This window comes from Pseudomonas sp. P5_A12 (assembly GCF_056400685.1).
In genome coordinates this window covers 1-11,518 of the sequence record NZ_JBFUKU010000181.1, presented here as the reverse complement: position 1 = coordinate 11,518, position 11,518 = coordinate 1, and the positions used below count along the sequence as shown (strand labels likewise).

Annotated in this window: 11 protein-coding genes; 8 read left to right on the top strand and 3 right to left on the bottom strand. The window is 59.0% G+C overall.

From position 1 onward, the window contains the following. The first annotated feature begins 459 nt into the window (after window positions 1-459). From AC1DSG_RS21120 to AC1DSG_RS21110, 3 genes are read left to right on the top strand one after another with little or no spacing between them, the layout of a single operon-like run. On the top strand, window positions 460-1,401 hold the full coding sequence (locus AC1DSG_RS21120) for a Rieske 2Fe-2S domain-containing protein (RefSeq protein WP_477792624.1): 942 nt from the start codon (window positions 460-462) through the stop codon (window positions 1,399-1,401). A gap of 17 nt (window positions 1,402-1,418) precedes the next feature. After that, window positions 1,419-2,447 carry an aromatic ring-hydroxylating oxygenase subunit alpha gene (locus tag AC1DSG_RS21115; RefSeq protein WP_477792623.1) on the top strand — a complete coding sequence of 343 codons (1,029 nt, stop codon included), beginning with the start codon at window positions 1,419-1,421 and terminating at the stop codon, window positions 2,445-2,447. 24 nt (window positions 2,448-2,471) lie between these two features. Next, a complete protein-coding gene (locus AC1DSG_RS21110; protein ID WP_477792622.1) occupies window positions 2,472-3,251 on the top strand; it encodes an SDR family oxidoreductase in 780 nt (259 codons plus the stop codon). Here the strand turns inward: AC1DSG_RS21110 and AC1DSG_RS21105 are convergent. Further along, window positions 3,248-3,655 (bottom strand): VOC family protein, encoded by a 408-nt coding sequence (locus tag AC1DSG_RS21105; protein ID WP_477792621.1) that lies wholly within the window; start codon window positions 3,653-3,655, stop codon window positions 3,248-3,250. The two genes, AC1DSG_RS21110 and AC1DSG_RS21105, sit on opposite strands and share 4 nt — an antisense overlap. A gap of 189 nt (window positions 3,656-3,844) precedes the next feature. Between AC1DSG_RS21105 and AC1DSG_RS21100 the strand changes: the two genes are divergently transcribed. From AC1DSG_RS21100 to AC1DSG_RS21080, 5 genes are read left to right on the top strand one after another with little or no spacing between them, the layout of a single operon-like run. Continuing rightward, a complete protein-coding gene (locus AC1DSG_RS21100; RefSeq protein ID WP_477792620.1) occupies window positions 3,845-6,082 on the top strand; it encodes a CoA transferase in 2,238 nt (745 codons plus the stop codon). Window positions 6,083-6,130: 48 nt separating this feature from the next. Further along, window positions 6,131-6,868: an SDR family NAD(P)-dependent oxidoreductase gene (locus AC1DSG_RS21095; protein WP_007942569.1), complete on the top strand. Its 738-nt coding sequence runs from the start codon at window positions 6,131-6,133 to the stop codon at window positions 6,866-6,868. Between the two features lie 24 nt (window positions 6,869-6,892). After that, window positions 6,893-8,188 carry an acyl-CoA dehydrogenase family protein gene (locus tag AC1DSG_RS21090; protein WP_477792619.1) on the top strand — a complete coding sequence of 432 codons (1,296 nt, stop codon included), beginning with the start codon at window positions 6,893-6,895 and terminating at the stop codon, window positions 8,186-8,188. Further along, a complete protein-coding gene (locus AC1DSG_RS21085; protein WP_477792618.1) occupies window positions 8,185-9,237 on the top strand; it encodes a phosphotransferase family protein in 1,053 nt (350 codons plus the stop codon). Before AC1DSG_RS21090 ends, AC1DSG_RS21085 begins: the two co-directional genes overlap by 4 nt. 26 nt (window positions 9,238-9,263) lie before the next feature. Beyond that, window positions 9,264-10,019 (top strand): SDR family NAD(P)-dependent oxidoreductase, encoded by a 756-nt coding sequence (locus AC1DSG_RS21080; RefSeq protein WP_477792617.1) that lies wholly within the window; start codon window positions 9,264-9,266, stop codon window positions 10,017-10,019. 39 nt (window positions 10,020-10,058) lie between these two features. Here AC1DSG_RS21080 and folE read toward each other — a convergent pair whose 3' ends face one another. Further along, window positions 10,059-10,616: a GTP cyclohydrolase I FolE gene (gene folE / locus AC1DSG_RS21075; protein WP_477792616.1), complete on the bottom strand. Its 558-nt coding sequence runs from the start codon at window positions 10,614-10,616 to the stop codon at window positions 10,059-10,061. 79 nt (window positions 10,617-10,695) lie between these two features. Further along, the coding region (locus AC1DSG_RS21070) for a DUF6537 domain-containing protein (protein WP_477792615.1) at window positions 10,696-11,518 on the bottom strand (823 nt) is incomplete at its 5' end.

Genomic DNA, 11,518 nt, shown 5'->3' with positions numbered 1-11,518 from the left:
CTCATGAATGGAAAGCTTGGCCAAGACTTGCCATTGGGAGCGCGTGAGACCGGCAGCGTGAGCCCATTGTTCGAAGCGTTTACGCATCAAGCGGGCAACGTCATGGAGCACGAAGCCGAGGGTGGATTGGGTCATCTTCAATGCACCTTGAAGTCAATGAGCATGCTCATGGTAATCAGGCTTATGGATTGTTCGCTAGCTATTTCCTATAAGAACATGATCACAAAATTAAAAAATGTCCATTTGTGGGTCGCAAAAGAAACCGGAATGTGATCTGAAAACCGTTTGTCTAGGAGGGGTGTACTGAAAATAATGAGTGATTGTTAGCGCCTATTTATATTTCGACAGAAATAATGAAACTGTTTATTTTGGTTTGCTGGATTAACTTCGAAGCGTTACCTTTAGCACTGATCGCGTTCAACGCAATTGCCCAAAACACAATAACAATGAGGCAACCCGATGATGACCCCAGGCTGGTGGGCCATGGCGCTGTCCGAGGCCGTAAATGATCAAACGCCATTGGCAGTGGCCTTTGGGGGCGAGGAACTGGTCCTGTTCCGTAACGCCGCCGGGCAAGCCTTTGCATTGGAAGACCGTTGTCCACATCGGCGTGTACCGCTGGCGCTGGGTCGAGTCGTCGAGTCCGGTTTGCAATGCGGTTATCACGGCTGGACCTTCGATGGCGCCAATGGTGCCTGTACTCAGATCCCCAATTTGCACGCCGGTGAACGCGTACCTGCGCGATACGCCGCACGAGCCTTTGCAGTGAGCGAGGCCAATGGTTTTGTCCACGTATGGTTGGGTGAGGGGACACCGCAAATTGAATTGCCCAGCAGTGATTACCAGCCGAGCGGGCGCGAATTTACCGGTTCCACCATCGTCAACATGAGTCACGACCAGTACCTGGCTGCGATGCTCGACGGCCCGGAATGCTTGCTCGGTTTTACCCATGTGCGCCTCACTGATTTTTTCCTTGGCGATCTGCGCAGCGAGCAGGGGCGTGTGGTTCTGGAGCGCGGTGCGGTATGGAGCACACAATTTCTGCCGTCGCAGTTTGTGGTGGATTACCCCTTGATTGTGCGCACCGCCGTCGCGTTGCAAGGCGGCATTATTCGTGTGGATTTGCTCAGCGAAGACGAGTTACCGCTCATCACACTGATGATCTCCAGCGGGGCCAACCGTCGTGGCACCACCAGCTTGTGTTGGCGAGGTTTCATGCATGAACAGGTGCCGGCCAAAGCACCATTGCGCTGGCGAGTCGCACGCCTGCGCAAACGGGCGCCTTTCAGCGTGAACGGTCTTATTGATGGGACGGCCATCGCGGCCTTGCTTGAAGCCTCGTCCCGCGAGCTGAGAACCTTGCGCCAACCGCACCTGATTCCCGTCAGCGCAGTCGTCTGAGCACTGGAGAACCCACTATGCATGCCGTGCCTTCCTCCACCGATAACCTCCCTGGCAAAGTGCGGGGTGACTGGACACCGATCAACTATGACCTGCGTGATACCTGGTTCCCGGTTTCCCATAGCCGTGACCTGAGCGCGCGGCCCATCCGCCGCATCATTCATGCACAGCCCTACTACCTGTGGCGGGACAACGGGCAGGCGGTGGCTGCTGAGTTTCACCCCCACCGACCTGACAAGGCACCAGTACTGACCGCGTTTACGGGAGGTCGCGGGTTTTATCCGTTGGTGGAGCGTTACGGCTACATCTGGGTCTGGTACGGCAACCCGGATAATGCCGACGCGCTATTGCTGCCGCATATTCCGTTTCTACCGCAGGATGGCAGTCTTCCCGGTTACACCCAGCGCACGGTGCGTTTCGATGCGACTTCGGCGCTCTCGGTGGAAAACCTGATTGACCTGACTCATGCCGATTTTCTGCATGCCAATACCATTGGCGACGGTATCAGTGAGTCGGACGTGGTGGAGGTGCAATGGACCTCCGAAACCGTGACCCGTACCCGTACCGTGGCAAAAAAGTCAGTCGCGCCGATCATGCGCTGGGTTGGCGGCGTGCGCGCCAAGTACCAGGATTTTCGCGCCGTGCTGCACATCCATTTGCGCAGTAACGTGTGCATCTCCTATCCGCGCTTTCGCCCCGGGTATGACGTGCCTAACCTGCAACCGTTCTTGCCGGTGGGCAAACATCGCTCGCGGTGTGACGTCACCTTCAACACCACCGCTGCACCGGCGCCGTTTCGCTACGTGATGCCGCGCATCAACTACATCATCCAGCCCCAGGACAACTCGGTGGTGCGCCCGCAGAATCAACGCTATTTCGACACCGACGAACGTCGTGACCTGCATTCGCGCTTCGATACGCCGGGTACTCGGTATCGCTACCAGATGGAGCAGTTGGTCGAACGTCAGCGTGCCGGCCAATTTGCCTACGGCAGCGACGCTGAGCCGGGACGCAATATCAGTGCCTTGTTGGGCATGAACGGCTGACGCCATCACGCGAGGAGTACTGCAATGGATCTGGGTATTGGCGGGCGTATTGCCGTGGTGTGCGCATCCTCCCGAGGGTTAGGCAAAGCCTGTGCGCTGGCATTGGCGCAGGAAGGCTGCGATGTGCTGATCAATGGCCGCGATGCCGAGACCTTGGCACAAACCGCGCAAGACATTTTGCGCAGTACTGGCCGGTTGCCCCGTACGGTGGTCGCAGACCTGTCCACCATGGCTGGGCGCCAGGCGCTCCTGGCCGCGTGTCCGGTGGTAGATATTCTGGTGACCAACAACGGCGGCCCTGAGCCGGGCCGCCTGGAAGACTGGGACCACGCGGCCTGGCTGGCCGCCATTGAGGCCAACATGCTCTCGGGCATTTTGCTGATTCAGGGGGTGGTGGGCGGTATGCGCGAGCGCGGTTTTGGCCGCATCGTCAATATCACGTCGGCGATGGTCAAATCGCCACGATTGCCTTTGGGACTCTCCACGGCTGCGCGTGCTGGGCTGACGGCTTTCTGCAAAGCGCTGTCAGTCGAAGTCGCACGGGATAACGTGACCATCAACAATCTGCTGCCCGAGCGTATTGAAACCGACCGTCTGCGTTTTATGACCGAGCAGTTGGCCAAGCATCGTAAGCTCAGTGTCGAGCAGGCGCGGGTGGAAATGCTCAAACCGATAGCGGCGCGGCGATTTGGCCAGCCGAGTGAATTGGCGGCAGCCTGCGCGTTTCTGTGTTCGGCTCAGGCCAGCTATATCACCGGGCAAAACCTGCAGATCGACGGCGGCAGTTACTGCGGGCTGATTTAGCGGCCCCGGTAATCCTTCCAATCGGTTGGCGGCTCTTCGCTGGCGTCGAAGTCCAGTTCCACTTCAACCCCGTTGGGGTCCTGCATGAACAGCTGCCAGGTGCGCTCCGCACCTGGAGCACGAATGATCTTGAAGCGCACGCCTTGCTTGGCCAAGAGCGCGCACATCGTCTGCAAGCCACTCGCACGAAAGGCCATATGGTCGAGCACGCCACGGCGCGGCTCCGGCATTTGCGCGACGCCCACTACATGCAGGACTGGCTGGTTCTGGGTGTACAGCCAAAAGCCGGGTACCGGGAAGGGCGGGCGTGGCCCTTCGACCAGGCCCAATACATCAACGTAGAAATCCCGTGTTGCGGCCAACTGGTCAGAGACGATGGTGAAGTGGTCCATGCGCAGGATCATGTCGAGACCTTTGATTGTAGTGTTGAACGAATTGCAAAATGTTGTTCATATTTAGACTTATGATTCTATATTCGGAATACTAATCTATCTATGGATTTTTTCTTGGGTGCCTTAGAGTTTCGCCATGGATTCGTTCTGCAGCTTCGCTGCAAAACGCTTTGAGCAGAGCAAGTCACTGAAAGGTGCTGTATGAGCCAGGCAATCCTCGAAGGAATTCGCGTCATCAGCTTGTGTTCCGGCATTGCCGGTTCAGCCGCCGGCTTGCAATTGTGCGAAGCGGGGGCTGAAGTGGTGATGGTTGAGTCACCCGGCAATCCGGCCCGAGATCAACAGGCACTCTTCGCGGTGCTGAACCGCGGCAAGCGTAGCGTCACCCTTGACCTGGAAAACCCTGCCGACCGCCAGCAGTTGCGATCTCTGCTAGCCACCGCCGATGTGCTGCTGCACGACTTCACCCCCGCAATGGCGCAGACCCATGGTTTGGCAGACGCGGAGCTCATTGCAGACTTTCCTCACCTGATTATTTCCGCAATCGGCGGCTGGCCCCAACGGCATGTGCTGGCGAATGCCATCCCTCGGGAAACGTTGATTTTGGCGCGCCTGGGGCTGTTGGATGAGCAGCCTGCTCATCGTCCCGGTCCGGTGTTTATACGCATGCCATTTGCCAACTGGCTGGCCTGCTGGCTATGTGTGGTCGGGGTAATGGCGCGTTTGCTCGCACGTGATCGTGATGGTTGTGGCGGCATCGCCCATACGAGTCTGGCCCAGGCAGCACTGGTGCCAATGACCATGCATTGGACCCGCGCACAAACGCCGACGCCGGTCTTTGCCAAGGGCCTGGATAAACACATCCCGATTCCATTGCACCTGTGCGCTGATGGTCGCTGGCTGCATGTGCACTATTCGCCGGACAAATCACCGTGGATGGCCGCGGCGCTCAATGAGCTGGGCGAAACCGAAGTGGCTCGCTTGAATGCGCTGTGGCCACCGAGTCATGTGGCGCCTAACTTCGGCGCCAACAAGGCGATCATCGCCACACGACCGGCGCAGGATTGGGTCGAGCATTTCTGGCAGCATGATGTGGCCGCGCAAATTGCCGGTGCCTTTGGCGACATTTACTTCGATGAGCAAGCGCGCCTGAATGGCTATGTGGTTGAAATCGATGACGTTCAACTGGGAAAGACCCTGCAACCGGGCCCCGCCTGGAAGGTCCAGCCGCCTGCGCGAGTCGGCGGCAGTGCGCCACTGGCCGGCGAAGGGAACCGCGGACTGCCAAGCACTGATGACGTGGTTCCAGTGCAACGTCGCGAGTCCGCCCCCGCCCCTTTGCCACCGCTGCACGGTTTGAAAGTACTGGACCTGGGTGCTTACCTGGCCGGGCCGTTTGCTTGCATGCTACTGGCGGATCTGGGCGCCGAGGTCATTAAAATCGAAGCACCCAAAGGCGATGCCATGCGTCGTCTGGAGCGGATTTTCAGCGGTACTCAGCGTGGCAAGTTGGGGGTGGCGCTGCAATTGGGTGATCGGCAAACCGAGCCCGTCGTTGAGGCGCTGGCACGCTGGGCCGATGTGGTGCACCACAACATGCGGCTGCCGGCCGCACGCAAACTCAAGGTTGACTACGAGAGCCTCAAAGCACTTAACCCGCAGCTGGTGTATTGCCATGTCAGCGCCTACGGGCCGACCGGCCCACGTGCGGATTGGCCGGGCTTTGATCAATTGATGCAAGCCTCCTGCGGCTGGGAAGTTGAACAGGGCGGTGAGGGGCAGGCGCCGATGTGGCTGCGCTTTGGCGTGGGCGATTTTTTTGCTGGCTTATCCTCGCTCTACGCCTTGCTGCTGGGGTTGTACGAGCGCAACCGCAGCGGCGCCGGGCAAATGGTCAGCTCCTCATTGTTGGGCGCTACGTTGCTGTCGATGAGTGAAGCGGTGGTGCTGGAAGACGGCAGCCTCACGCCTGTCGCCCACATAGATGCGCAGCAGACGGGACTGAGTGACGCACATCGCCTGTATTTGTGTAGCGATGCCTGGCTGGTGGTGGCCGCGCTGCGGCCTGATGAAGTGCAGCGTTTCGCCGCACTGGTGGGCCATCAGCCGCAAGAGTATTTTGCAGGGCTCACCCGGCAAGCGGCACTCGCAGCTTTGGCGGCCGCGCAGGTTCCAGCGCAGGCCGTGCTGGAGGCGCAGATGGATGCGTTTCTCGACAGTCCCGAACACGCCGCCGCGGGTCTGCATGCCCATTATTCCCATGCGGTGTACGGCGACCTGCAACAGATCGGTGCGTTCTGGGATTTCGGCAACTTACCGCTGTCGCTACAGCGCCCGCCACCGGCCCTTGGCCAACATACCCGGCAAGTGCTGGAAGCGCTCGGTTTTACCCACAGTGAACTTGAACACTTGGCCTCAGCCGGTTTGGCAGCACTGTAACGGGGCCTGTTATTCGGCAGCCTTCATTGACAAGCACAAGGAACACCCATGTACGAGTTGGATTTCAGTGGCAAAACCGTGCTGGTGATCGGCGGTTCCAGTGGCATCGGCAATGGCATTGCGCAGAACTTTCGTCAGCGCGGTGCAGAGGTTTATGTCTGGGGCACGCGAGCCTCTGCGGCGGCGTATCAGGATTCTTCCGATTCAAACCTTGAAGGCCTGCACTACGCCCAGGTCGACGTCGCGGATGCAGCGTTGATCGAGGCCGCGAGTGTGCCATTCAGCCGCCTCGATGTGCTGGTGCAAGCACAAGGCACGGTGCTCTACGACCGTCAGGAATTTCTGACCGAGGGCTTCAAGCACGTACTCGACGTCAACCTCACCAGCCTGATGGTGTGTGCGCAGAAATTTCACCCGCTGTTGATGCAAGCCAAGGGCTCGATGATCACGGTCAGCTCGGCAGCCGCGTTCCATTCCACCCGCGGAAATCCCGCCTACAACGCCTCAAAAACGGGTGCTTTTGGGCTGACTCGAACCCTGGCTGAAGCCTGGGCCCGTGACGGTATCCGGGTTAATGGGATTGCCCCAGGGCTGGTGGAAACCAAACTGACACGGGTGACCACCAGCAACCCTAAACGCCTCGAAGGCGCACTGCGTGCGATTCCTCAAGGGCGCCTGGGTACGCCTCAGGACATGGCCAACGTGGCGCTGTTTCTTGCCTCACCGCTGGCCAGTTATGTGCTCGGCCAAACCCTGTTGGTCGACGGCGGCATGCTGCTCGCTTGATCACTATTTGCTAGGAGAAACACCATGGCCTGGGACTTTCAGACCGACCCCGAGATTCAAGCGGAACTGGATTGGATCGAGCAGTTTGTACGTGAGGAAGTCGAGCCTCTCGATCATGTGTTGGGCAGCCCTTGGAATATCCATGACCCGTTGTTCAAACAGCTGGTCAAACCGTTGCAGGCGCAGGTGAAAGCACGCAAATTGTGGGCGTGTCACTTGGGCCCGGAACTGGGCGGGGCAGGGTATGGCCAGGTGCGCTTGGCATTGATTAACGAAATTCTCGGCCGTTCGCTGTTTGGCCCGATTGTATTCGGCTGCCAGGCACCCGATTCCGGCAATGGTGAAATCCTCGCCCATTACGGCACTGCGGCGCAGAAGCAGCGCTACCTGCAACCGTTGCTCGATGGCGATATCGTGTCCTGCTTCGCCATGACCGAACCGCAGGGTGGCGCGGATCCCGCTGTGTTTACCACCGAAGCGGTGCGCGATGGCGATGACTGGCTGCTGAGCGGCGAAAAATGGTTTGCCTCCAACGCCCGTTATGCAGCGTTCTACATCGTGATGGCTGTGACCGATAAAAACGTCTCGGTGTATGAAGGCATGTCGATGTTTATCGTCGCCGCTGACGCACCAGGGGTGAGCATTATCCGCAATGTTGGTATCGCCGATGACCCGGCCGCCACCCATGCTTATCTGTCATTCGACAAGGTACGARTTCCCGCGAGCGATATGCTCGGCGCGCCCGGTCAGGCGTTTGTTGTGGCCCAGGTGCGGCTGGGTGGCGGGCGCGTGCATCACGCCATGCGTGTCATTGGCCAGGCGCAAAAAGCCCTGGATGCGCTGTGTGAACGATCCCTGTCGCGCAGTACTCAGGGCAGTCGTCTGGCGGACAAGCAGATGGTCCAGGAAAAAATTGCCGACTCATGGGTCGAGCTGGAGCAATTTCGTTTGCTGGTGATGCGCACGGCGTGGCGTATCGACCAGTATCAGGACTACAAGCGGGTGCGCAAAGACATCGCCGCGGTGAAGTCTGTCATGCCCAAAGTGCTGCATGACATCGCCGCGCGCGCTCTGCATGTGCATGGCTCGTTAGGGGTCAGTGAAGAAATGCCGTTTACCGGCTACATCGTGCGCTCCTTCCAGATGGGACTGGCCGACGGGCCTACGGAGGTACACAAAGTCACGGTCGCCAAACAACTACTGCGCGACTATCAGCCCTGCGACGAATTATTCCCCGCTTACCACCGGCCCACTGCCGCGGCCCGTGCCCGGGAAAAATACGCCGACGTGCTGGCCACTCTCGGCGAGCGGAACGCATGAGCGACTGGGAGGGTTTGGTCGACATGGAACGCCTGGCGCTCTGGATGGACACCAAGGGCCTGGAACACGGGCCCATCGAGGCTCCGGAGCGCCTGACCGGAGGCACGCAAAATCTGTTGCTGCGTTTTCGGCGTGGTTCGCGTGAATTCGTGTTGCGACGGCCTTCCATGGAATTGCGCGAGATCGGCAGTAAAACCATTTCCCGTGAAGCGCGCTTGCTCAAGGCATTGGCCGGCTCGCAGGTGCCCCATGCCGGTTTGATAGCCGACTGTGTTGACCAGACTGTTCTGGGCGCCAGTTTCTATTTGATGGAGCCGGTGCAGGGTTTTAATCCCAATTGCGCGGCGGGTTTGCCGACGCCGCATGCGCAGCAGCCTGCAATGCGCCGGCGCATGGGGCTAGCGATGGTGGATGCGCTTTTGCGCTTGGGCGAGATTGACTACCAGGCGGTAGGGCTGGCGGATTTTGGCCGACCTGAGGGTTTTCATCAGCGTCAGGTCTCACGCTGGCTGGCGCAATTGGACAGTGTCAAAGACTATCCCGGTTGGCCCGGCGCCAGCGGTTTGCCAGGGCTCGAACGCTTAGCCAGCTGGTTAAGCGATCATTGCCCGCAGCAGTTCCAGGTGGGTATCCAACACGGTGACTTTCACTTGTCCAATGTCATGTTCCGGCACGATTGTGGAGAACTGGCTGCCGTGGTCGATTGGGAACTGGCAACCATCGGTGATCCGTTGCTTGATCTTGCCTGGCTGGTGGTGACCTGGCCCGGTGCCGATGGTCGCGGGGCGGGCACTATTGAAGTCCATCCCTGGGATGGCTTTTGCAGCAGCGATGAATTGGTCGCGCATTACCGCGCCGGCAGCTCGCGCTCGTTGGCAGACTTCACTTGGTACCTGGTGCTGGCCGGTTTCAAGCTTGGCATTTTTCTCGAAGTCAGCCATGCCCGCGCCTGTGCGGGTAAAGCCTCAAGAGTAACGGGTGAAAAGCACCACGCCTCGGCGCTGCGCCTTTTTGCAGCGGCGTTGCAGCGCATAGATCAAACAGCCTGACAAAACCCAAACAAGAGGAACAGCCCATGCAACTGGTCGGTAAGCGGATCATCGTCACGGGGGGCGCCCGCGGTATTGGCGCGGCAGTGGTCAAGGCGTTTGTGGAGGAGGGGGCCTATGTCGTCAGCCTTGACCTGGGCGAGGGTGACTCCATAACAGGTGAAGGCGGTGGTTGGGCGCACACGCGAGTCTGCGACATCGCTGACAGTCAATCGGTAGACGCTGCCTTTGCCTGGGCCAATGAACAGCTCAACGGTCTGGACGTGCTGGTGCATGCCGCGGGCATCGCGCCCAATGCCAGCGCCGACAGCATCACGTTGGACGAGTGGGAAAAGGTTTTTGCGGTGAATACCCGTGGCACCTTCCTGACCAATCGTGCGGCTTATGAGTTGCTCAAGGGCAGCGGCGGAAGGATCATCAATTTCGCCTCAGCCGCAGGCGTGCTCGGACAGCCGGGCAAAGCCCATTATGCTGCCAGCAAGGGCGCCGTGCTGGCGTGGACGCGCACGGTGGCGCGGGAATGGGGCCCCTTGGGCATTACCGTCAACGCCATCGCTCCGGCGATGTGGACGCCGATGTACGACGCCACCCGCGCGAGTATGAGCGCCGAACAATTGCAGCAGCACGATGCGTACATGGCCGGGCAAGTTCCTATCGGCGGAAAGCTGGGCGAACCGGCCCGGGACCTGGCCCCTGTGCTGGTATTTCTTGCCGGCGATGGTTCGCGGTTTGTCACCGGTCAGACGCTAGTGGTTGACGGCGGGATGATGATGCTCAGTTGAGTGGCAGGCGGTGTGCCTGGGCGAACCCGGCACACTCATTTAGCGACCGCGTATCAACTGCAAAAATTCCTGGCGAGTGTTGTACGACTCACGGAAGGCGCCGAGCATCACAGAAGTACTCATCACCGAGTTCTGCTTCTCCACGCCACGCATCATCATGCACATGTGTTTCGCCTCGATCACCACCGCCACCCCGGCGGCATCGGTTACCTGGGCAATGGCATCGGCAATCTGGCGTGTCAGGTTTTCCTGAATTTGCAAACGGCGGGCGAACATATCGACAATACGCGCGATTTTCGACAGCCCCAGCACTTTGCCCGTCGGGATATAGGCGACATGGGCCTTGCCAATAAACGGCAGCAAATGGTGTTCGCACAGGGAGTAAAGTTCGATGTCACGGACGATGACCATCTCATCGTTGTCCGATTCAAACAATGCGCCATTGACGATCTGTTCGAGGCTTTGCTGGTAGCCATGACACAGGTACTGCATGGCTTTTGCCGCGCGTTTTGGCGTGTCCAGCAAGCCTTCGCGTTCTGGATCTTCGCCGACACCCTGGAGAATTTCACGGTAGTGGTTAGCCAGTTCTTCGTTCATTGCTCACCTTATTGTTTTTGACTGCGCCTTGCCGATGAGCGCAAACATCTAGCCCGCGCCGAAGCGCGGGCTATGAGGTTTAAAGCTGGGTAACCGCGATATTACGGTTGCCCTGGCTGGCATCATGGAATTGTCCGATCGAGCCATTACGCCACTGCACCAGCAACTGCGCCTGGCGCTGTTGCGCGTGGTCGAGGAATCGCTCTTTCACCGGACCATACCCGCGAACACTTTCAGGCAGCTCTACCAACTCTTGAGCCAGGGCCTGTTTTTCGGCAGTCAAACCCTTCAGCACTACGTCGAGGACGCGTTCGTAGTTGGCCAACCAGTTGCGTTCCACCTTGCGTTCATGGGTACGGCCGAACGGATCGAGCCAGGTGTTGCGCAGGAACTTGAGCTTGGCCAGCAGCTTGAAGCCTTGCAGCATCCACGGACCGAAACTGCGTTTTTTCGGTTCGCGCCCGGAGCCGTTATCGTTCAGCAGCGGCGGCGCCAGATGGAAGCGCAGGCGGTAGTCGCCCTCGAAGCTGGCCTGGATTTTTTCCAGAAATTGGCCATCGGTAAACAGGCGCGCCACTTCGTATTCATCCTTGATCGCCAGCACTTTGAAGTAGTAACGGGCGACGCTTTCCGACAGTTTCCCCGGTTGCCCGAGCAGTGCCGTTTCTGCCTTCATGAATTGTTCGACACGTTGCCGATAACGCTCGGCATAGGCCTTGTTCTGGTAGGCCGTGAGGAATTCAGTGCGTCGTGCCAGTGTTTCTTCCAGGCTTTGTGACAGCTGACGGTCTGCGCTGCGCACTTTGCCGGCTTCCAGCTTGCGTAATACCCGTGGCAGGTCATGGGCGCTGCACCGGCCCCAGTCAAAGGCTGAGAGGTTAAAGGGCACCGCCGTACCGTTC